Annotated in this window: 16 protein-coding genes; 9 read left to right on the top strand and 7 right to left on the bottom strand. The window is 59.8% G+C overall.

Annotated features, from left to right (window positions below):
* Positions 1 to 50: 50 nt before the first annotated feature.
* The 6 genes from ACWGZX_RS08020 to ACWGZX_RS07995 all read left to right on the top strand — a co-directional run bounded on the left by ACWGZX_RS08020 (position 51) and on the right by ACWGZX_RS07995 (position 7,548).
* Complete coding sequence (locus tag ACWGZX_RS08020; RefSeq protein WP_452627943.1) at positions 51 to 1,688, top strand: 5-guanidino-2-oxopentanoate decarboxylase; 1,638 nt, start codon at positions 51 to 53, stop codon at positions 1,686 to 1,688.
* Positions 1,685 to 3,133 carry an aldehyde dehydrogenase family protein gene (locus tag ACWGZX_RS08015; protein ID WP_452627942.1) on the top strand — a complete coding sequence of 483 codons (1,449 nt, stop codon included), beginning with the start codon at positions 1,685 to 1,687 and terminating at the stop codon, positions 3,131 to 3,133. The genes ACWGZX_RS08020 and ACWGZX_RS08015 overlap by 4 nt, the downstream gene beginning before the upstream one ends.
* A 218-nt stretch (positions 3,134 to 3,351) precedes the next feature.
* Positions 3,352 to 4,455 carry an extracellular solute-binding protein gene (locus ACWGZX_RS08010; RefSeq protein ID WP_452627941.1) on the top strand — a complete coding sequence of 368 codons (1,104 nt, stop codon included), beginning with the start codon at positions 3,352 to 3,354 and terminating at the stop codon, positions 4,453 to 4,455.
* Positions 4,456 to 4,720: 265 nt separating this feature from the next.
* A complete protein-coding gene (locus ACWGZX_RS08005; protein ID WP_223520312.1) occupies positions 4,721 to 5,629 on the top strand; it encodes an ABC transporter permease in 909 nt (302 codons plus the stop codon).
* The gene (locus ACWGZX_RS08000) at positions 5,626 to 6,474 is read left to right on the top strand and encodes an ABC transporter permease (RefSeq protein WP_223520314.1); all 849 of its coding nucleotides are present in this window, start codon (positions 5,626 to 5,628) and stop codon (positions 6,472 to 6,474) included. Before ACWGZX_RS08005 ends, ACWGZX_RS08000 begins: the two co-directional genes overlap by 4 nt.
* An 18-nt stretch (positions 6,475 to 6,492) precedes the next feature.
* Complete coding sequence (locus ACWGZX_RS07995) at positions 6,493 to 7,548, top strand: ABC transporter ATP-binding protein (protein WP_223520316.1); 1,056 nt, start codon at positions 6,493 to 6,495, stop codon at positions 7,546 to 7,548.
* A gap of 140 nt (positions 7,549 to 7,688) precedes the next feature.
* Here ACWGZX_RS07995 and ACWGZX_RS07990 read toward each other — a convergent pair whose 3' ends face one another.
* Positions 7,689 to 8,618 carry an AraC family transcriptional regulator gene (locus ACWGZX_RS07990; RefSeq protein ID WP_452627940.1) on the bottom strand — a complete coding sequence of 310 codons (930 nt, stop codon included), beginning with the start codon at positions 8,616 to 8,618 and terminating at the stop codon, positions 7,689 to 7,691.
* Between the two features lie 335 nt (positions 8,619 to 8,953).
* Between ACWGZX_RS07990 and ACWGZX_RS07985 the strand changes: the two genes are divergently transcribed.
* Together ACWGZX_RS07985 and ACWGZX_RS07980 are read left to right on the top strand one after the other, a co-directional pair.
* Positions 8,954 to 9,307 (top strand): putative quinol monooxygenase, encoded by a 354-nt coding sequence (locus ACWGZX_RS07985; protein WP_452627939.1) that lies wholly within the window; start codon positions 8,954 to 8,956, stop codon positions 9,305 to 9,307.
* Positions 9,308 to 9,348: 41 nt separating this feature from the next.
* On the top strand, positions 9,349 to 9,579 hold the full coding sequence (locus ACWGZX_RS07980) for a hypothetical protein (protein ID WP_452627938.1): 231 nt from the start codon (positions 9,349 to 9,351) through the stop codon (positions 9,577 to 9,579).
* Here the strand turns inward: ACWGZX_RS07980 and ACWGZX_RS07975 are convergent, their stop codons facing one another.
* From ACWGZX_RS07975 to ACWGZX_RS07955, 5 genes are all read right to left on the bottom strand, one after another.
* Positions 9,580 to 10,209 (bottom strand): flavin reductase family protein, encoded by a 630-nt coding sequence (locus ACWGZX_RS07975; RefSeq protein WP_452627937.1) that lies wholly within the window; start codon positions 10,207 to 10,209, stop codon positions 9,580 to 9,582.
* 234 nt (positions 10,210 to 10,443) lie between these two features.
* The gene (locus ACWGZX_RS07970) at positions 10,444 to 11,763 is read right to left on the bottom strand and encodes an MFS transporter (RefSeq protein WP_223511783.1); all 1,320 of its coding nucleotides are present in this window, start codon (positions 11,761 to 11,763) and stop codon (positions 10,444 to 10,446) included.
* 288 nt (positions 11,764 to 12,051) lie between these two features.
* Positions 12,052 to 13,386, bottom strand: coding sequence for a sigma-54-dependent transcriptional regulator (locus ACWGZX_RS07965; RefSeq protein ID WP_452627936.1), 1,335 nt, complete (start codon positions 13,384 to 13,386; stop codon positions 12,052 to 12,054).
* Positions 13,380 to 15,146: a sensor histidine kinase gene (locus ACWGZX_RS07960; RefSeq protein WP_452628983.1), complete on the bottom strand. Its 1,767-nt coding sequence runs from the start codon at positions 15,144 to 15,146 to the stop codon at positions 13,380 to 13,382. The genes ACWGZX_RS07965 and ACWGZX_RS07960 overlap by 7 nt, the downstream gene beginning before the upstream one ends.
* An 86-nt stretch (positions 15,147 to 15,232) precedes the next feature.
* Complete coding sequence (locus ACWGZX_RS07955; protein WP_452628982.1) at positions 15,233 to 16,297, bottom strand: RHS repeat-associated core domain-containing protein; 1,065 nt, start codon at positions 16,295 to 16,297, stop codon at positions 15,233 to 15,235.
* Between ACWGZX_RS07955 and ACWGZX_RS07950 the strand changes: the two genes are divergently transcribed.
* On the top strand, positions 16,181 to 16,513 hold the full coding sequence (locus ACWGZX_RS07950; RefSeq protein WP_452628981.1) for a hypothetical protein: 333 nt from the start codon (positions 16,181 to 16,183) through the stop codon (positions 16,511 to 16,513). The genes ACWGZX_RS07955 and ACWGZX_RS07950 overlap by 117 nt on opposite strands.
* A 1,463-nt stretch (positions 16,514 to 17,976) precedes the next feature.
* Here ACWGZX_RS07950 and ACWGZX_RS07945 read toward each other — a convergent pair.
* Entirely contained in the window at positions 17,977 to 22,491 is a 4,515-nt protein-coding gene (locus ACWGZX_RS07945) for a SpvB/TcaC N-terminal domain-containing protein (RefSeq protein WP_452627935.1), read from the bottom strand.
* Between the last annotated feature and the right edge of the window lie 134 nt (positions 22,492 to 22,625).

Raw genomic sequence — 22,625 nt, 5'->3', positions numbered from 1 at the left:
AAACACTGCGCAGGCCCGGCGTCTCAAACGAACAAGAAGGGCAAAACACAATGGCGACGTGCGGCGAAGTATTGGTCAAGTTACTCGAAAATTACGGAGTCGAGCAGGTGTTCGGTATTCCCGGGGTTCACACCGTGGAGCTGTATCGCGGGCTGGCCCGTTCGAGCATCAACCACGTCACTCCGCGTCACGAACAGGGTGCCGGTTTCATGGCCGACGGTTATGCACGCACCAGCGGCAAACCGGGTGTGTGCTTCATCATCACCGGCCCAGGCATGACCAACATCACCACTGCGATGGGTCAGGCCTACGCCGACTCGATCCCGATGCTGGTGATCTCCAGCGTGCAATCGCGCAGCCAGTTGGGCGGAGGTCGCGGCAAGCTGCATGAACTGCCGAACCAGGGCGCATTGGTTGGCGGCGTGGCGGCGTTCTCCCACACCTTGATGTCGGCGTCCGAGTTGCCGGGCGTACTGGCGCGTGCCTTTGCACTGTTTCAGGCCGGTCGTCCGCGTCCGGTGCACATCGAAATTCCGTTGGACGTGCTGGTTGAAGAAGCCGATGACCTGCTCAGCAGCGTACCGGTGAACATCGACCGCGCTGGCGCATCACCGACTGCTGTTTCGCGCATGACCGAATTGCTGGCCGGCGCCAAGCGTCCGCTGATTCTCGCCGGTGGCGGTGCCATCGATGCCGCCGCTGAACTGACTGAGCTGGCCGAACTGCTGGACGCGCCGGTGGCACTGACCATCAATGCCAAAGGCATGCTCGAATCCAGCCACCCGTTGCTGATCGGTTCGACTCAGAGCCTGGTCGCGACCCGTGCACTGGTGGCCGAGGCCGATGTGGTATTGGCGATCGGCACCGAACTGGCCGAGACCGACTATGACGTCACCTTCGCCGGTGGTTTTGAGATTCCAGGCCAATTGCTGCGTGTGGACATCGACCCGGACCAGACCGTGCGCAACTATCCGCCGCACGTGGCGCTGGTGTCCGACTCGCGCAACGCCGCCCAAGCCTTGCTCGGTGCCCTGTCGCACAAGTCGCTGGCCGAACGCCGCAACGATTGGGGCCAGGTTCGTGCTGCCCGCTTGCGTGAAGAACTGGCCGGCACCTGGGATGCCCCGACACTGGCCCAGACGCGCTTCCTGGAAACGGTGTTGCACGAGTTGCCGGACGCGGTGTTCGTCGGCGATTCGACCCAGCCTGTCTACACCGGCAACCTGACGTTCAACCCTGAGCGCCCACGTCGCTGGTTCAACTCGTCCACCGGCTACGGCACCCTCGGTTACGCCTTGCCGGCCGCTATCGGCGCCTGGCTTGGCGGTCGTGTTGAAGGCGGTACGCGTCCTCCGGTGGTGTGCCTGATCGGTGACGGCGGCCTGCAATTCACCCTGCCGGAACTGGCCAGTGCCGTAGAAGCGCGCACCCCGGTGATCGTGCTGCTGTGGAATAACCAGGGTTACGAAGAGATCAAGAAATACATGGTCAACCGCGCCATTGAGCCGGTCGGCGTGGACATCTACACCCCTGACTTCATCGGTGTGGCCAAGGCACTGGGTTGCGCGGCGGAAGCCATCTGCGGCGTTGAGCAATTGCGCACGGCGCTGCGTTCCGCGGCCGACCGTCAAGGCCCGACCCTGATTGAAATCGATCAGACCCAGTGGATGCAGGCGGTGTCGAAATGACGTTTCCTACGACACTGGACGGTCTGTTCATCGACGGTCAATGGTCGGCCGGCAACGAACACCTGCGCGTAATCAACCCGGCGACCGAAGCCCTGTTGACCACGGTCAATGGCGGCGATGCACTGGCCGTCGATCACGCGGTGAGCGCGGCGACCAAGGCCTTCGCCGACTGGTCGAAAACCACCGGTGCCGAGCGTGGCGCGATCCTGCGAAAAATCGCTGTGGGCGTGCAGGCTGGTCGTGAGCAACTGATGCATTTGCAGTCGAGCAACAACGGCAAGCCGCTGTTCGAAGCCGCTATCGACGTCGATGACGTGATCGCCACTTTCGAGTATTACGCCGGTCTGGCCGAAGGACTCGACGCTAAACAAGACAGCGCCGTTGAATTGCCGAGTGACGATTTCAGCGCTCGTCTGCGCCGAGAGCCTGTCGGTGTGGTCGGCCTGATCGTGCCGTGGAATTTCCCGATGGTCACCACCGCGTGGAAACTCGCGCCGGCCCTGGCTGCCGGTTGCTGCGTGGTACTCAAGCCTTCAGAGGTGACACCGCTGCCGGAGCTGGAGCTGGCGTCGATCATCGCTAAAGCCGGTTTGCCCGCCGGGGTCTTCAACCTGGTGTGCGGCACAGGCCTGGCAGTCGGCGCGCCACTGTCGGCGGATCCGCGCATCGCCAAGATCTCCTTCACCGGCAGTAACGCGGTGGGCGTGCAGGTCATGCAACGCGCGGCGGAAACCGTTAAAGGCGTGAGCCTGGAACTGGGTGGTAAATCCTCGCTGCTGGTGCTGGCCGACGCCGATGTCGACCTCGCGGTGGAAGTGGCCTGTGGCGGCGGTTTCTTCAACGCCGGGCAAATGTGTTCCGCCACCAGCCGCGTGCTGGTCGCCGATGAACTGGCTGATGAATTCCTGTTGCGTCTGAAGGCGCGCACCGAAGCTATTCGCGTGGCCGACCCGTTCGACCCGGCCGTGGAAATGGGTGCACTGGTCAATCAGGCGCAATACCAGCGCGTGCTGGGCCACATTGATCGCGGTCTGAGTGCCGGTGCCAAGCTGATTTGCGGCGGCAATCGTCCGGCTGATCTTCCGCGCGGTTATTTTTTGCAGCCGACGATTTTCACCGAAGTGCCCCTCGACAGTGCGCTGTGGTGTGAAGAGATTTTCGGCCCGGTGATCTGTGTGCGCAGTTTTGCTTCTGAAGCCGAGGCAATTGCCCTGGCCAACGACAGCCAGTTCGGCCTGGTGGCTAGCGTGGTCACGCGCAATGCCGAGGCTGCTGATCGGGTCGCCAACGCCTTGCAGGCGGGGCTGGTGTGGATCAACGCGCCGCAGGTGATCTTCCCGCAGACCGCCTGGGGTGGCTACAAACAGAGCAGCATCGGCCGCGAGTTGGGGCCGTGGGGCTTGCAGGCGTTTCAGGAAATCAAACACGTGATTCGCGCTGTCTGACGGCACGAAAAAGGTGAGCGCATGCTTCTTGTTGAGGCATGCGCTGGCGTCATGGCTTCAATGAGTTTTTATCGATAGTCAGGTGTTTTGCACGACCTCAGGATGAACCCGCCGGCGCAGCTTAACCCCCGTGAATACGGGGGCTTGAAGCTGAACAGGCCGCGCGGATGCAACGGTTGCGACCAGCCTCATACCTACAAAAACAAAGGGAGTCCGTAATGGGCGAGCATGATCTGAACAGACGTCAATTCATCAAAACCGTAGGCGTAGCCTCGGTGGCAGCAGCGGCCATGAGCATGCCGTTCATCAAGGCCAATGCCAGCGATACTCGCTTTGCGGGCAAAACCCTGCGTTTGCTGACCTGGTCCGATGACACCGGCCTGGCAGCCCTGCGCAACATCGCTGCGACCTTCGAAGACAAGTACGGCTGCAAGGTCATCGCTGACCGCACCGGCAGTACCTCGGAAATGGTCGCCAAACTCAAGGCTGGCGGTGATCGTCCGCAGTACGACATCATCACCCTGGCAGGCGTCGGCGCCGAAGGTCTGGCCGCCGCCAATCTGCTGGAAAAACCTGACCTCAACCGTATTCCCAACCTGGTCGACGTACCGGAAAAATACCGCACCGGCGCCAATGGCCACGGTATCGGTTACCTCCTGTGGTGCAACAGCCTGGTCTACAGCACCCGCACCCAGAAAGAAGCCCCGACCAGTTACGCCTCCCTGTGGGACGCCGACGCGGCGCCGAACATCTTCCTGCCGCCGCCAAACTGGACCGAGGCCATGGACCTGATCATCATCGCCGCCAAACTGGCCGGTGGTGACGAGCACAACATTGAGCCGGGCTTCAAGAAACTCGCCGAGCTGAAAGACCGTGTGGTGACCCTGGGTGAAAACCCGAACCAGATCGCCGAGCTGTTCCGCACCGGTTCCCTGGACATGGGCGGCCTGTACGCGCCAGCGTTCTTCCCGAAACAGATCCGCGATCCGGCCTACGGCCTGGGCGCCACGTTCGGCATGAAGGAAGGTTTCTACACCGACCTGATGCTCTCCGTGATGCCGAAGAACCGTCCGGGCGACACCGACATGGCCTACGCCTTCATCAACCACTCTCTGGACCCTGTGGTGCAGGGCAAGATGGCTGAAGACATCTACAACGGCCCGGTCAACGCCAAGGCGATCATCTCCGCCGAAGCGCGCAAGAGCCCGTACATCCTCACGCCAGAGCAGATTGCCGAGAAGGCGATCATGCACGACAACGCCTTCCTGGCCACCGTGCATGACCAATGGATTCGTCGCTACACGGAAATCTTTTCTTCCTGATCGAGTGACGATCACAAGTCTTTAGAACACTGCAAAACCCTGTAGGAGCTGGCTTTGTGGCGAGGGGGCTTGCCCCCGTTGGGACGCGAAGCGGCCCTAAATCCTGTCATCGCGGTGCATCAGGTGCACTGCACGAGATGATTTACGACTGCTTCGCAGCCGAACGGGGGCAAGCCCCCTCGCCACAAAGCCCGCTCCTACAAGGGATCGATGTGGTTTCAAGGGCTGTGTTTGTCAGCTGCTTTCCATTGACGAGACCTTTGCTATGGAACACCAACCTCTGACTCATCCGGTAAGTGTCGCCCCCGAGCGTACGCAACGGGGTGTTTCGCCGACGACCCGCGCCTGGTTTTTCCTGACGCCGTCGATGCTGTTTCTGGGTGTACTGATTGCCGCCAGCCTGCTGGTCCTGCGCATGAGCGTGGGCACCAAAGGCGCGGAATGGACCGGGTTCAGCCTGGCCAGTTACGCCCAACTGCTGGAACCGTATTACCTCAAATCCTTGCTGCTGACCCTGCGCCTGGCGCTGATCAGCGCTGTGATCGCCGTGGTGCTGGCGATCCCTGTGGCCTACACCATGTCGCGCCTGACCTCGCCGTTCGTGCGCCGGATTTTCCTCGCCGCGGTGCTGTTGCCGTTGCTGGTCAACCTGCTGCTGCAAAGCTACGGCTGGCTGGTGATTCTCGGCCCGGGCGGCATGCTCAATCAGGCGCTGATGGGCCTCGGTCTGATCAAGCGCCCGATCATGCTGCTCTACAACCAGAACGGCGTATTGATGGGCCTGGTGCAAACCGCGTTCCCGTTGGCCGTATTGCCGATTGCCAGCGCCATGCGCGGCGTCGCCCGTACTTACGAAGAAGCCGCCGCGACCCTGGGTGCCAGTCGTTTGCAGGTGTTCCGTCAGGTGGTGCTGCCGATGAGCATGCCGGGGATTATTACCGGCGCGACGTTGGTGTTTGCCTACAACGCGAGCAGCTTCGTGGTGCCTTTGCTGCTGGGTGGCCGACGCGTGCCGATGCTGGCGGTGATGGTCCATGACCAGATCGCGCCGCTGATGAACTGGCCCGCCGCCTCCGCTGCCGGTGTGGTGCTGATTGTTACCACGCTGGCGATCATGACCTTGTCCGAATACATCACTGGCCGCCGTCGGCGCATGCTGGAGGCTTCGCAATGAGCACCCTGATCAAGAAGCGTTATGGCCTGCTGCCGGGCGAGACTGGCAAGTTTGCCGGCATCCTTTCCGGCTTCATCCTGCTGCTGGCGGTGTTGCCGATCCTGACCATGATCGTGATGTCGTTCAGCGGTTCGTCGAATCTCGACTTCCCGCCGAGCAGCTACAGCCTGCAATGGTACAAGGCCGCCTGGCACACCTTCGTTTCGCCAGACGCCAGCGATGTGCTGAGCCTGGGCAAAGCCATGACCACCAGTTTGATGGTGTCCTGCCTGACCATGGTTTTCGCCACGATCATCGCGGTGCCGGCCGCTTATGCGCTGACCCGTTGCGAGTTCCGTGGCAAAGCCGTGGCACTGCAACTGATGTCGCTGCCACTGGTGTTTCCGATGGTGGTGTTGGGCCTGGCGTTGCTGCTGGTGTTCGACAGCCTGCCGTTCCAGATGACCACCTCGCGGCTGGTGATTGCCCACGTGATCCTGGCGTTACCGTTCGTGGTGAAAAACTGCACCGCGGCGATGCTGTCCATCGGCACCGAAGTCGAAGAGGCCGCGCAAATGCTCGGTGCTTCGCCGACCCGGGCGATTGTCGATGTGGTGGTGCCGTTGATGAAGTCGGGGATTCTGGCAGGCATGCTGCTGGCGTTCATCGTCTCGTTCAACGAATTCACCGTGACCTATTTCCTTTACACCATCGACGTCATGACCGTGCCGATCTGGATGTACAGCCGCACCGTGTCTTCACTCGACCCTACCGTTTTCTCGTTTGCCGTGCTGATCGTGCTGATCGACTTCGTCCTGATCTGGGCGCTGGAGAAGCTGGTCGGTGAAGGTGGCGTTTCGTTCTGATTTCTTGAGGTGATTCATATGTCTGGTCTGATTTTGGAAAACGTCGAGAAACATTACGGCTCGGCCTGCGCGGTAAAGGATGTAAACCTGCATTTGCCGGAAGGCAAACTGGTGTGTTTCCTCGGCCCGTCGGGCTGCGGCAAAACCACGTTGCTGCGCATGATTGCCGGCCTTGAAACCCTGACCGGTGGCGAGATTCGCCTGGACGGTGAAGACATCGGCCACACCCCGGCGCATCAGCGTAATTTCGGCATGGTGTTTCAATCGCTGGCGCTGTTCCCGCACATGACGGTGGGGGAGAACATCGCCTATCCGTTGAAGCTGCGTGGCGTCAGCAAGGCTGACCAGCAGGCACGGGTGGTGGAGTTGCTGGAGCTGATTCAGTTGCAGGAAATGATTGATCGCCCGGTGGCGAAGCTCTCCGGCGGTCAGCGTCAGCGCGTGGCGATTGCCCGAGCGATTGCTTCTCGACCAAAAATCCTCCTGCTGGATGAGCCGCTGTCGGCGCTGGACGCCAAGCTGCGCGAGTCGATGCAGGTGGAAATCCGTCAGCTACAACAACGCCTGAACATCACCACGATCATGGTGACCCACGATCAGCGTGAGGCGATGACCATGGCCGATATCGTCGTGGTACTGGGCGAGCACCGCGTGCAACAAGTCGGCACGCCGATTGAAATCTACCGGCACCCGGCCAACGAATTTGTCGCGGACTTTATCGGTTCTGGCAACATCTTCCCGGCCACGGCGTTGGGCAACGGCAAAGTCGGTTTGCCGGGTGGCGATGCACTGCAAGTGCCGATTTGCAGCAGCATTGTGGTCGGCGAGAAAGTGAAGATGCTGATTCGCCCGGAAGACCTGCAACTGTCGCACCCACAGGCGACGGCGGGGAATCGCTTGCTGGGCAAGGTGACATTCGTGCGGGATATCGGCGCGACGATTGAAACCACCGTGGAGTGTTCGGGAGTGTCGTTTACTGCACTGAGCACGCCGTGTCAGGGGTTTGGGTTGAACATTGGCAACCCGGTGTCGGTGACCTTGCCGGCTGAGGCTTGCCGAGTGTTGGGGGCCTGATCCGGATTTGATGTTGGCCTTGCTGGCCTCTTCGCGGGCAAGTCGAATCGTCGCACCGCCGCTCCTACATTTGGAATGCATTCCCCTGTAGGAGCGGGCTTGCCCGCGAAGAGGCCATCAGCCACACACCAAATGCCGGATCAGACAGTCAACCGCAACCGCGCCAAATCCCGGAGCGGCGGCGCCCCGAACAACCGGCTGTACTCGCGGCTGAACTGCGAAGGGCTTTCATACCCCACCCGATACCCCGCCGCCGAAGCCTCCAACCCTTCCGCCAGCATCAACCGCCGCGCTTCCTGCAACCGCAGCTGCTTCTGATACTGCAACGGACTCATCGCCGTCATCGCCTTGAACCGGTGATGCAATGTCGACACGCTCAGGTTCACTTCCTTCGCCAAATCATCGATACGCAGCGGTTGTTCATAGTTGCCGTTGAGCCACTTGATCGCTTGGCTGATGCGATGGCTCTGGCTGTTGGCGATTGCAATTTCATACAACCGATGACCCTGCGGGCTGCGCAACAACCTGTACAGAATCTCCCGACGAATCAGCGGCGCGAGCATGGCGATGTCTTTCGGCGTGTCCAGCAAACGCGCCAGACGCAGTACGGCGTCGAGCATGGCAGTGTCGATCCGCTCGACATACAGGCCGCGACCGGTGGGGCGGGTCGGTACGCCCAAGGGGCCGGCATCGGCAATCAGCGCGGTGATTTCCGCTGGGTCGATGTCCAGCCGCACCGCAAGGATCGGCGCCTCGGGCGAGACGTTCACCACCCGCCCGCTCAGCGGCATCGAAACCGACACCACCAGGTAATTCAGCGGATCGTAGTTGAAATGCTCATCGGCCAGCCGGACCTCTTTGCGCCCCTGCGCCATGATGCACAGCGCCGGTTGGGCGAGCACCGGGGCAAATTCATGGGACTGGCTATGGCGTGACATGAAGAGCGAGCCGACGGCCGTCGCATAATTGCCATCCTCTTGCGTATTGCGGCGGATGATCGCGGCCAGTTCTGCGCGCTGTTTCTCCATGTCGGCGTCCAGCGGGGCTTGAAAATGATCGAGTGACGACATGCAAGGCATCCTCGGTGGGGCGTGGGTTATGAGCCGAGCTTATGTTTGTGCAAGACGATGCGGTAGACACATCCTGCCTCAACCTTGCCTGATTCTGCACGGAGTGGATTAGCGGTGCCTCTACGGCAGGGCCGCTCAAGGAAAACTTGCTTGAAAGCCCTGTTTCATTGGCTTGAAAGCGATTTTCGGTTGTCACAGGTTTTTTCAGAAGCCGCGCAGGATTGTGCAATACACCGGCAGGAATCGACTAACCGCGCTGGAACCTGCGCGCTTAACCTTGGATCCTGTCGCAGCCCGTCCCAAGGCTGCCACTCGAGTACCTGGGAGGGTTGAACATGTCTACACAGATCCCCGTCAGTCATATGGCTTTTGTCCGCGCCCGCGCCGGGCGTTCGGTGGAACTCGGTGCGCGCCTGAGCGCCTTGATCGAGCCATCGCGCAATGCGCCGGGTTGCCTGAGCTTTGCCCTGCAACATTCGCAATGCGACCCCGAGTTGTGGCTGGTGTCCGGTTTCTGGATGAACCAGCAGGCCATGACCGCGTACTTCAGCACCCCGGCGATGGAAGTGTTTGCCGAATTGGTGCAAGACCTGGTGGTCAATAGCCTGGATTTTCATACCTTCAAGGAGGTATCGGCCGCCCAGGCGTTGGGTCAGACCCAGTCGTGGGTACACAAAATGGCGGGTTGAGGGTTTAATGAGGCCATTCTCAACCAGCCAGGATCCGCGACATGGCACGTAAAGCCTTTGAACAGTTCGAAGCCGTTTCCGCTGTAGTACCGGGTGAGGGCGGTTATCACGCCGCTATTGCCGTCAAAGCCCTGGGTGGTTCAGGGACTCCACGCTTTCACAAAGTGCTTGAAGGGCAAATCTTCAAGACCGCAAACGAGGCCGATCTGGCTGCCGCCAAAGAGCTGACCCGCCTCAAGGACGTCAAGGAAAACACCGATCTGCTTTGGTAGTTACTTGACCGCCCCGGGGCGATACATCTTGAACAACGCCTCCGGCCCCAGCTGAAAATAATCCGCTGGCCCACCGCCGCGCAGAATCGGTTCTGCCGCGGCGGTGTCGTAGACCCCATCTTTCAATAGCCATTTGGCGATATGCACGGCGACCACTTCGCCGAGAATCAGCCAGCTCGGCACCACATTCCCGTCGGCGCGCTGCAACTGAATAATCTGCGTGACCTTGCACTCAAAGGACACGGGGCTTTCGGCGACCCGTGGCACCTGGATGATTTTCGAAGGGGCGGGCGTCAACCCGGACAACTCGAATTCGTTGACCTCAGGTCCGACCATCTCGCAGCTCTGGTTCATCTGCTCGGCCAATGGGCGAGTGGCGAGGTTCCAGGCAAACTCGCCAGTTTGCTCGATGTTGTTCAGGCTGTCTTTGCGCCCGACGCTTGCAAAACCAATGATCGGCGGAATGTAATTGAACGCGTTGAAGAAGCTGTACGGCGCCAGGTTCAAGCGGCCGTTGGCATCCTGCGAGGAAATCCAGCCAATGGGGCGCGGGCCGACGATGGCATTGAACGGGTCGTGAGGCAGGCCGTGGCCGTTGGCGGGTTCGTAGAAATGGATGTCGTCGGGCATGAAAGGGGTCCTGGGGCTTCATTCGGGATCGGACCATAGTGCAAGGATGAACCCATAATTTCCAGCGGCCGCAATCCCTGTAGGAGCCGGCTTGCTGGCGATGGTGTGTCAGCGACATGGGGTTGGCTGACACACCATCGCCAGCAAGCCGGCTCCTACAGGGGATTGTGTTTATTCAATGAAAAGGGGCAGACCCGTGAAGGTCTGCCCCTGTGTTTTATTGCGCGAGATGACTCAGTCAGTCTCGATCCGCGAATGCTTGCGGGTATCTTTCATGGTCACATACACCAGCAACGACACCGCAATACACGCTGTGACATACCAGTAGTACCCGGTTTCCATGCCAATGCTCTTGAACCACAACGCTATGTATTCAGCGGTACCGCCGAAGATCGACACGGTCAGTGCGTACGGCAAACCAACGCCCAGTGCACGAATTTCGGTCGGGAACAGCTCGGCTTTGACCACGGCGTTGATCGAGGTGTAGCCGCTGACGATGATCAGCGCCGCCATGATCAGGAAGAACGCGCCCCACCAGGATTGAACGGTGTGCAGCGTGGTCAGGATCGGCACGGTGAACAGCGTCCCCAGAATACCGAAGGCAATCAGGATCGGCCGACGACCGACTTTATCCGACAGCCCGCCGATGATCGGTTGCAGGCACATGAACAGGAACAGCGTGGCTGCCGAAATCGTGGTGGAGTCGGAGATGCTCATGCCGACCGTGTTCACCAGGTATTTCTGCATGTAAGTGGTGTAGGTGTAGAACGCCAGGGTGCCGCCCATGGTCAGGCCGACCACGGTCATCAGTTCCTTCGGATGGCGCATCAAGGTGCGCATGGCGCTTTCCTTGGACTTCTCTTTCTTGGTGAACGACTCGGTTTCTTCCATCCCGCGACGCAGGTACAGCGCGACGACAGCACACAACGCGCCGATGGCAAACGGGATGCGCCAGCCCCAGGCGTACAGTTCTTCGGTGGTCAGCACCTGTTGCAATACGATCAGCACGGCCAGGGCTATGAGCTGGCCGGAAATCAGTGTTACGTACTGGAAGCTGGAGTAGAAGCCGCGACGTTCCTTGGTTGCCATCTCGCTGAGATAGGTCGCCGAGGTGCCGTATTCGCCACCGACCGACAAACCTTGCAGCAGGCGTGCGAACACCAGCAGGATCGGTGCGCCGATGCCGATGGTTTCATAACCGGGGCTCAGGGCGATCAGCAGCGAGCCGAAGCACATCAGGTAGACCGAGGCCATCAATGCTTTCTTGCGCCCGACTTTGTCGGCGTACAGGCCCATCATCCAGCCACCGATAGGACGCATCAGGAAGCCCACGGCGAAGATCGCGGCGGTGTTCAGCAGTTGGGCGGTGGTGTCGCCTTTGGGGAAAAAGGCCTTGGCGAAGTACAGGGAGAAGGCGGCGTAAACGTACCAGTCATACCACTCGACCATGTTGCCGACCGAGCCGCTGAAGATCGACTTGATGCGACTGGAGGTGGTTCTTTCTTTGGCGGGCGCGGCAGCCGACCCAAGGGGCAGGGCGTTTGAGTTATCCATTGAAGGATCCTTCATTTAATTGTTTTTGTGGAGCGCGTTTAAACGCAGCCTGTGAGGGCTATAGCAGGAGGTGTGCCAAGAGGCAGAGGGGCGGTTTAGAGGGGGTTGGAAGGTTTGGTGAGCGGAAATCCGCTTATGTTGGATTGGGTGTGAGCGGAAAATTGCTTATGGGCTCGTCATTTGCTTTGTCTGTACCGGCCTCTTCGCTGGCAAGCCAGCTCCTACATTTGAACTGTGAACTGTAGGAGCTGGCTTGCCAGCGAAGAGGCCATATCAGGCACCAAAAAATCAGCTGTCCTGTAAGAACATCTCCCGACTCAACCCATGCCGCTGCATTTTTTCATTGAACGTGCGGCGCGGCAGTTGCAGCTCTTCAAGCACCGCTTTCACATCGCCCTTGTGCCGGGTCAACGCCGCGCGCAAACAATGCGCTTCAAACGCCTCCTGCTGCGCCGCCAGCGACTGCCCCGGATCCATTCCCACCGGTTCTGGTTCACTCAATCCCAGCACTTGCCGCTCAGCGACGTTCGCCAGTTCGCGCACATTGCCGGGCCAGTCGTGGCTCAGCAGGTGGCTAAGTTGCGGTCCGGTCAGCGGTGGAAAAGTCCGCCCCAAACGCTCGGCGGCATGCTGTGCAAACGACTCGAATAACAATGGAATGTCTTCGCGCCTATCGCGCAACGGCGGCAGCCGCAACTCGGCGACGTTCAATCGATAGGCCAAATCCTCACGAAAACGCCCGGCTCGCGCCTCATCGAGCAGATCCGGTTTGGTCGCGGCAATGATCCGCAAATCAACGCGAATACTCTGGTTCGAGCCCAGGCGTTCAAGTTTCTGCTCCTGCAACACCCGCAGCAATTTCACCTGCTGGGCCAGGGGCATGCTTTCGATCTCATCGAGAAACAGCGTGCCGCCATCGGCGTATTCCAGCTTGCCGATGCGTTTGCCCTGGGCGCCGGTGAACGCGCCGCTCTCGTGGCCGAACAACTCGGCCTCGAACAACTGCTCGGGAATCGCCGCGCAGTTGAGCGCCACAAACGGCTTGTCGGCACGCGGTCCGAAGTCATGCAGGCAACGCGCAACCAGCTCCTTGCCGCTGCCGGTTTCACCCCGGATCAACACGTTGACGGGCAACGCCGCCAGGTCCAGCACCTGTCGACGCAAGGTCTGTAAACCACGGGACACGCCGAGCAAGGTGGCGTCGAGTTTGGCGCGGTTATCGGCCTGCTCGTGCAGCGCGCGGTTTTCCAGCACCAACCGACGTTTGTCCAACGCCCTGCGCAAACTGCTCAGCAGGGTTTCCGGGCTGAAGGGTTTTTCGAGAAAGTCATACGCGCCATCGCGCATCGCTTCGACTGCCATCGGCACATCGCCGTGACCGGTCAGCAAAATCACCGGCAAGTCAGCATCGCGGCGCTGCACTTCGGCCAACAACTCCAGCCCGGTCATACCCGGCATGCGCACGTCGCTGAGGATCACCCCGGGAAAGTGCGCGGGCAATTGCGCCAGGCACTCATCGGCACGGCTGAACAACTGCACCTCAAAACCCGACAGGCTCAGCCATTGTTCGACGGCGCTACGAATGCTGCTTTCGTCGTCGACCACCAGCACTGAATTCAGCATGCGACAGGCGCCTCCAGATCGATGGGCAAGGTCAGGGTAAACACGGCGCCGTTTTCGCCATTGTCGGCACTCAGGCGTCCGCCCGATTCGTGAACAATGGCAAACGATACCGCCAGACCAAGGCCCAGGCCATCACCCACCGGTTTGGTGGTGAAGAACGGGTCGAACACATTCGGCAGATGTTCTTCGGCGATGCCGCCGCCGTTGTCGCTGACCGTCAGGCGCCACAATTGCTCGTCGGCTTCGAGGCGGATTTCCAGGCGTTTGCAGGGCTTGTCGTGCATGGCGTCGAGGGCATTGCGCAGCAGATTGATCAGCACCTGTTCCAGACGAATCGCATCGCCGCGCACCCACGCCGGACGTGTCAGGTGCAGCACGGTGCTGACCTGTTCGTTACGCAGACGCGCGTCGAGCAAGTGCAGCGACTGGTCCACCACTGCTGCCAGGTCCAGCCGTTCGCGCAGGCCGCTGGGGCTTTTGCGGGCGAAGGTTTTCAGGTGACCGGTGAGGGCCGCCATGCGCGTCAGCATCTCATCCACCGGCCTGAGCGCCTTGTAGGCGTCGTCGACCCGACCGTGATCGAGCAGCAGGCGCAAGGTTGCCAATTGCATGCGCTGGGCGGTCAGTGGCTGGTTGATTTCATGGGCGAGGGCGGCCGACATTTGCCCGAGGGCCGCGAGTTTGGCCGATTGCACCAGACCGTCTTGAGCGGTGCGCAAATCGCGGGTGCGCTCCTCTACCAGTCGTTCAAGTTCTTCGCGGCTGCGCTGACGCATTTTGGCCAGGCGCCAGCGTTGATTGAGGAACAGCAATAGGAACACCAGCGCCAGCCACAGCCCGGCAGCGGCGAGCGCGGCATTGCGGCTGTCTTCGAAGGCGACTTGCGGGCGGCGCAGCAGGTGCAGGGTCCAGCCTTCACTGGCCAGCGGCAGCGACTCCCACAGGAAATCAGCCGTCCCGTCGGGGCCCGCGACGCGCCGCAGATCACTGTTGTCGTCGAAGTGCTGCAGCGGTTGGTAGTCCAGCGGTGTCAGCGGTTGTTTGTCGTATTGGCGGGTGGCCTTGAGCGCGGCGTGATCGCTCTCGCTCAACGGTTGCAACAATCGATAGCGCCAGCCCGGCTGGTTGGCGATGAAGATGATCCCGCGCGCATCGCTGACCAGCAGTGTGTCGCTGCCCTGACTCCATTCGCGCTCCAGTTCCGGAAACTCAAGCTTGACCACCATCGCGCCGAGAAACTCGCCGTTGTCGCCAGTGACCGCGCTGGACAGAAAATACCCCGGAATTCCACTGGTCACGCCCACCGCGTAAAAGCGTCCGGTGCCTTGGGTGCGTGTTTCGCTGAAGTAGGGGCGAAAGCCGTAGTTGTGGCCGACATAGCTGCTGGGCAAACGCCAGTTGCTGGCGGCCACGGCGAGGCCGGTGCGGTCGAGCAGTTCGAGGGTCGAGGATTGCGCAGCACCGTTGATTTTTTCCAGTTTGCGATTCAGCGCCTCCTGCTGTTCCGGCGATACCGTGCCGTTGAGGGCGGCGCGCAACTCCGGGTCCAGCGCGAGCACAGCGGGCAGGGCGCGGTAGCGATCGATCAGGGTGTGCAGGGAGTTGGCGTACAACGCCAGTTGCTGATTGGCACGCGCGGCGTCTTCGACCAAGGCCTGGCGTTCGGTATGTCGCATGGCAAAACCGGCCGCCAGCGCGGCGCCGGCGATGATCAGTAAGGTATACAGCGTCAGGCGCAAAGGCCGGGAAATCGCCAGCATGGTGTCCGAAACAATCAGCACTAGGGGCGCGCACCATAACATGGAGTTGCGCCGAAAATTCAGGGCCGGCGCCGTGGCGCAAGCCTTCACGCAGCTCTTTTTTCGATGAGGTACTGTGAAACTCTTCCGGCCAGGTTTCTGGCTTGCTTGATCCCGCTTCGTGCGACTTTGAAGTCCTGCTCAAGCCTCGACCTGTCGAGAGCACCCGAGTTCATCGGCATGTTGAGGGCGCCGATCAGCCTGTCATCGCTGACGGCTGCGCCTGCCAGCGTTTCAAGGGCTTCGTTGACCTGCGCTTCTACGTCATTGAGATAGGTGTCCAGCGCGTCGAGATTGGACGTTATCCTGTCTAGATCGCCTTGGCCAAGAGAATCATTGAGCGCTTCGGTCAGTTGCGACGCCTGACGCGCTATGGCCAGGGTTTGTTTGAGGTAAGGCACCTTGAGGTGTTTACCAATGACTCGGGCGCTGGTTTCGATGGCTGTTTTTGTCAGGCCTGCGGAATTCTCGGGGCTGAAGCTTTGTGCCACCGCTTTAACGCTGAAAGGCTCGGCGCGGGATTTGCTTTTCAGGTTTTTCACCGAGATCGCTGACGGGTCCGGGGTGATGGTGTAACCCAGCCCTGTTTCCTCGCCGACTTTGTCCATGAATTTGGCGGCCGCTTCAGCGGCAAAAATTCCTCCGACAGCCGCTGTTACGGGGACCACAACAGGTGCTGCGGGCCCCGTCAGGCTGCCGACACCCGAACCCACAGCTGCGCCAAACGCCCCCGCATGAAACGTGACGGCAAACGAAGCCACGCTATAGATTAATTTTTTGCCTGCAGTTTTGTAGATGTCACGGGTTCGAGTGAGATTGTAGAGTTGATAATTGAGCTTCTTCATTTCGCTGTTGACGGTCGATAGCGTGTTTGACACGTCGATGATCTGTTGTTTTGCAGAGTCCTCTTTTTTCGTACCGCTGCTATCGATATAGCGCAGCGGGTTGTTGCCCACAAACCCATACAGGTTCAAACCATCCACATCCCCTTGCGGATCAGCACTCACCCACCGCTGCAACCACGGCGCGTAGTAACGAGCACCGTAGTAATAAAGCCCGCATTCATCCATTTCCTTGCCCGAATAACGGATGGTTTTGTAGCCAGCCTCCAATGCAGATACCGCCGCCAAACAGGCCGTGCCGCCAAACGGGTAATAGCCTTCGTGGCTGATCAGCCGAGCCTGTTGATCCAGTTCCATGAGGCTGGAGCCCAAGTGATCGTCGAGGCTGTAGCGCAGTTGATCCTGATCGATGCCGTTGGGTTTTTTGCTCACCCAGTGCAGGCAACGCACGCTGCCTCGACCTCCCGGCAGGGTGATGACGTGTAACACTTCGCCGTTGTCACGCGTACGGACTTCCAGCCCCGGCAAGTAAATGACCTGGTGAAAATGCGTCGTTGTAGACGTATGGGTTTCGTGGCGCTTGTAGACGCGCGTGCCCTGGCTGTAGCGAAAGGTTTCTTCATCGTTGGGCGCGCTGTCACGCTCAACCAGCGTCGCTGCGGCCAGTTGATCGCGGCTGTTCCAGTGCAGCGGCCTTCCGGGGGACGAAGTCAGCTGATTGCCATGGCGGTCGAACACGCTGTCGAAATCGGGGGCGGGGTCGCCTGCTTTCCAGCGCACGCCCCGGTTGCTGGACGGATCAATGAACATCTCTTGGGTGTAGCCGCCCACCGCGCGTTCATGGACCAACTTGATCAGGTTACCGCCGGGGTCGTAGGCGTAGGTCTGTTTGTAGTTGAGACGATTCCTGGGATCGCTCGGCAATGGACGGCCCGGCAGATCGGAGGTCGGCGCGGCGTCATGGCCGCTAGCGCTGGTCAGCTGATACAACGAGTCATAGGTAAACGCGCGATGGCCATCGATGAGCTGGTTTTTGAAGTACGCCGGTTGAAACGCGAGATCATCAATGCGTAACAGGTTGCCGACCCGGTCATAACCGTACTGAAAGTGCTGGAGCAGGTCCTGCCCGGGCACACCGGCAGCCAGGCTATCAAGCCGACCATCGGCCTCATCGTACGTCCAGCGGCTGATCACCTGATTGCCGGCGCGTTGCTCAATGATCTGGCTGGCGGCGTTATACCGGGCGTCTGTCAGCACGGGCAGCCAACTCCCGGTGGGCGTGAGCCGCAGTTGAACCTGTTGCAGTTGCCCGGCGATGTCGTACTGCATCTGTTGCTGATGATCACCGGCATCGGTCTGGGTCAGCAGCGCGCCGAGCGGGCTGTAAGTCCGCTGACTGGTAAAGGTGCCGACACCGGTGATCGTTCGGCTGTCGCGCAACGGTTGGCCGTGCAGGCTGAAGCTGTGGAGCTCAAGAACGCCTGAGGGATCGACTTGCCTGATCATTCGCCCGCGCAGGTTGTGGTTCGGGTCATCGAGCGCGGTGGCGTAAGTAAAGAGGTCGACGGGGCCTTGATGGTTTTCTTCAAGCGTGATCACACGCAGCTGATCGTCGTAAGTGGTGAGCCAATGATTGCCTCGTCCGTCCCAGCGTTGGCGTGTTTCACCGGCCAGCCCCTTCAGGCTCAGCCGTTTACCGGCATCGACGCTGTCGATCATGACGGGGTGTTCGCCAAGACCAAAGACCGACTTCAGGTTTGGGGTGGGCATATCCGCCAGGCGCGGGTCCCGTTGCTCCACCTGTCGGCCGATCACGTCCCGGGTTTGCCGGGTGACGAGAGGTTCCAGAGCACCATTGACCACATTGCGCACATAAGCAATTTGGCGCACCGCCAGACCTCGCGCGTCATGGGACGTTATGGCGGGGGTGTTCCAGTGAGATGCGCCGGTCATTGCACGCCCGCGTTGCGTCGTTGCGCAGGCGGCTCAACGTGGGTGTCATTGAAATCCAGGCTGGTTTTGTACCAAGGGTGGATTATTTCAAGCGCGACATCGCCTTTGGCATTGATGATCTTGATCAGGCGGCCGAGGACGTCATAAAAGCTCTTGTCGTGGTGACCGAACTGCCTGAAGGCGTGGTCATGGATGTAGCCGTAGGTGTTGGCGAAATAGGGACGATAGGTGCGTACGGGTAATCCCTTGTTGTTGTATTCCACGCGTTCGCTGATGCGCCAGCGTCGATCGGCGTGCGCAACCTTTGGTTGACCGTTTTCAATCACCAGTTCGCCGTTTTCCACGACATAGGCATCACCGGGTTCAACCAGTTGTTGGGTTTGCAGGGGGCGTCCGAACCCATCGACGATGCTCAGGATGATGTGGATTTGCTGCGGTGTCTGATCGTAGTAGTCGCGGTCGGCGATGAGGACGACGCTGTGCACTGGAATGCGTGGGACGCTCGACAGCCGTTCCCACAATGCCTGCTCGGCCGGCGTCCGGGACTTGAGCCGGGCCAGTCGCCGCCGTGCGCCAGCACGTAGGTGAAGGCTTGGCAACACCCAACCTTGCGCGCACCAGTCGGTCAGCCAATCGGGTGTCTGCCGGACGGAAGGGGGGAGCTGGCCCATCCAGCTGAACAGGTCCTTGCGCCAGGTACTGGCAGCGTTTTGCAGCGCCTCTTTTGCGGCGTCGATGGCCGTGCCGACGCTGTCATCTTCGGGACGCTGATAGTTGGCGATGGGCAGGAAGCCCGCGGGCAGGGCGGCTTCGGTGCCGTAATAGGTGACCGTGTGCGGGCCGGACGGACCGTAAAGGGCTTCTTCGACGTTGTCGTTGGCATCGATGATGCGCACCGGTAGCCGTGAGTGGTAGTCGATTTCAACGCTTGTGGTACAGCCATCCGTCAGCTCGACGCTGATGTTCATCAGGCTGTAGTCGTCGTACCGGGTCGTAGTGATCCCGTGGCTTTGTGTTTCGTTGAACTGCGTCACCTTATAAAAGTGTTGAAGGTCGCCATACTTGGCAAAACTGTATTGGGCCGACCAAAGATTGCGCTGCTGGTCTTCCTCCTCGTCGGCCTCTTTGTCCGTTCCCAGAAACAGCTTCATGGGCAGATAACCAATGTTCGCCAGTTCTTCCCGGATATCGATCGCAGGGCTCACGTCGCCATAGACATCCAGCGCCGTCTTGTTCAATTGAGCGATTTCCAATGGCCCCGCCAATGCTTCGAACTCGGCAGTGCCGTCCGGCAGCAGCGTGCCGTCTGCCGTTTTGAGATAACGCTGCACCGATTGCGACGTCAGCTCCCGCTGAGCCACCCATTCGGGTGACTTGAACAGGTCACGAAACTGTTCATAGGCAATGTCCTTTGGGGTAAGCCCCGCTGGAGCTGGCCCCTTGGGCAATACCAGTGCGTTACCGCGTTGCCGATACGGCAGGCCAAGCCGCCAGCCTTGAAGATTGGACAGGTGTATAAATTCGGCGCGGGTTTCGCTCAGGTAGTAGCACTGTTGAGCCGGATCATGGGCGTCAATCCACCATTTGCGTTCGTCGACATCGTCAAACGGCGGCTCATCATCCTCGATCCTGCGCCGGGCATAGCTGACCGTGATGCTGTGGTTTGTCAGTCCGAAGGCGTCCCGGTTCAAGTTGATGACATGGCGGCACAGCGGGTCTTCGACGAAGCGCTCGTAGTGGTAACTGATGTTTTCCAATAGCGACGGCAGCAGCACCGCGTTGGGCTGGTGTTCGCCGCGTTCGCGCTCTTGGCGCACGATGTATCGGGATTGTTCCACGAAGAAAGGTTTGGCCGGGGTCGGGTCATTCGCCGCGTAGGTTTCCACTCTCAGCACAGAGCCTGAGAGGGCGCGGGCGATTTCGTGGACGGCGGCTTCATCGCCCGGCGTAATGAGCTCTTCGCACTCATCGCTCGGGTGATATCGACAAAAGAGCGTGTTGCCCAGCGGGTGTGCCTCGTCATCGCGATCGAAATTACCATCGTGCGGCATATCGATGTGTCGGCCGGTATGAAACCAGGTGCAGACCAATGCCGGGGCGGTGAAGCTTTCGTCTTCGTCCGTGGCGGTTTCGCTGTCGGTCTGGTGCAGCCGCCCGAAGCCACGGAACTCCCGGTCCTTACGGTCGTACCAGGCCTCGAAATAGCTGAAAAACTGATTCAGGCAATTGCCGGTGATTTCGTCGCGTTGAGTTTGTTGACTGACGACTTGCATAGCGAAAGGCAAGTAACAAACGGGAAGGCGCTTGAGCTTGAGAATTCGCTGTTTTTCATCCAGCCAGTACTGGGCGGAACTTCGATACAGCACCTCGGTGCTGCAACCCATGTTGTTATTGCTGGCGATCATCAAGTACGGTTTGGCGCTGACAAAGTCATAACGCCAGTGCCGGGGTTTCATGTGCGGTACGGTCAGGATCAGGCTGGCGCAGCCAAGTCCCTGCAGGTCGGCGAGTGTGACCTGGCACAGGTTGTCGTAACGTACACCTTCGGGCCAGGCAACCTGAATGGGAACTTGCTCAAAACCGTTGCCACCCCGGTTGAGGTAAATCTCGAAACCGTCCGAATTCAAATAAATGAGCGCGGGGGCGCCGGAGCCGTTTACATCTGCGATCCGTACCCGTGCCGCGTCGAACGTGTCGTATTCGAAGGGCAGGGCACTCATCACAAACCCCGTACCGAAGTGCCCATGCCCCAAGTTCGGCCAGCATTTGATTTCGTCGTGGCGAATGCGGCACAACTCGGTCATGTCGCTGCCCAGCAGATTGCCCAAAAACACCAGTTCGCTGCGTGAGTTGCTGATCAATGGCAAACGGTCGTCTATCGGCTTATGAGAGACATCCTCGCCCCTGGCAAAACCGTCTTCACGTTTATTGGCGTAAAGGCGTACCGCGTTGGGGCCAATCAGCGCCAGGGAACTGAGCCCGTCGCCGGTCAAATCACCCAACTGCGCAAGGACGTTGGAAAACTCCGCCGGGAACGCGGTGAACGGAATGAAGCTTGACCAGGTTTTATCCGGATTCAGCGTGTAGAAGCCGCTCATGCCGGGCTGAACAACGAGCCAGTCCAGGCAACCGTCGCCGGTGAGGTCCATGAGCGCTTGATGCGCTTGCGTGTTGCGATCTGCGACCGGAATTTCGTTGAGCTCTGTCCACGGGCCATAACTGATGTGATCGCCACCGGTCAAGTCACGCAGCGGCTCGCGGTAGTACCAGCATTGGTCATAACGACACAGGAAGCCCGGCAGGCCTTCTCCGAACAGATCAACGCATTGATAGCGTTGACCTTCTTCGATGCCCGGCATGTTTTCGAACGGGAAGAACGGTGTCGGCTGTGTATTCAGTTCGAAATCCGCATAGTCGAACTCCACTGGGGGCATGTTTTCCACGGTACCGCTGGCGTCGTACGCCTGATAACGCGCCGCAGTGATTTGACTGTACGACCAAGGCTCTGCGGTGACCGAGTACTCCAGCAGCAAGCGACGGACCAACACGGGCTCATCACCCAGCACCGGAAAATTGTGAAACATCAGCACTTGCTGGCAGAGACGGCGAGTGCCGACTTCAAAGCCCTGGCCATAGGACGAAAAGGGGTCGCTACGGGTCAGCCATGGCATAAGCGTCGGGCCGTCGTAGACAGGTTTTTCAGTCAGATCCCGCGTGCGTTCGCCATAGTCGAACACCAGGTGAAAGTGCCATGAAGGCGGCGCAGATCTCAGTACGTTCCAGCCATACAAATGGCTGCTCGCCTCGAAGTTGCCATACAGCACCCGATGCAAGTACCGCTGGGCCCGGTAGTCATGCGGGTCAGGATCCTGGGTCGGGTCCTCCTGTTTGTACTCGTAACAGATGTGCTCGCCGCGAGCGTTCATGCTTTCTTGCAGCAACCAGGCGACAACCCGGTTCGGGTCCTGTGGGTCAGCCTTGCGCGCGGTCTCTATCCTGCCGAAAAGGTGCAGGCTGCCATCGGCCCCATGCACCAGCCAGAAACCATCGGGGTTGGCTTCGCAGCGCCAGAATTCGACCACATCAAAGGAGCTTTCCACCCGCGGCCAAAATTGCACCACGCTGTGAGCCCCGATGGGCAATCCTCTGTATTCGGATTCTTCTCTGGACTTGATCTTGCCTTCGCCATCGCGCTCGGCCATGAGCTGCTCGCCCGTGGGGCTGAGGAACACATCGTCGTCGGTGTAGCGAGGTACTCCTTTGCTGGTCTGGCGGGTGATGGCGATGAGGTTCAAATGCCAACCGACACCGAACGGACCGTTACCGGATTGGCTGCTATAGCTCAGAGAGAGCTGAGGGTCCCAGCCGCGGCCGGGCGAAAAAGGCAGTGACAATACGAATGAAGCGCCTCCGCTCAGACCCACCTTGCCCCAGCTTTTACCGATGGTGGCGATGGATGCACTTTTGGCGATAGAGGGTTCAGTGATGCTCAGGGACGTTTGGTCTTGCATGGGGCTGATCCTGTTTTTTGGTCTGGCGCTCGCCCGTGACTACGGTGTCGCTGGATGGATCAGACGCTAACAAGATGAGCGCCATTCGTAACCTGTCAGATCTGACAGGTCAGGCGGGGCGTTCTAGACCGAAT

This window comes from Pseudomonas sp. CLCA07 (assembly GCF_053615335.1).
Note: the sequence above shows the minus strand (reverse complement) of the source record. Positions and strands in the feature narration are given on the sequence as shown.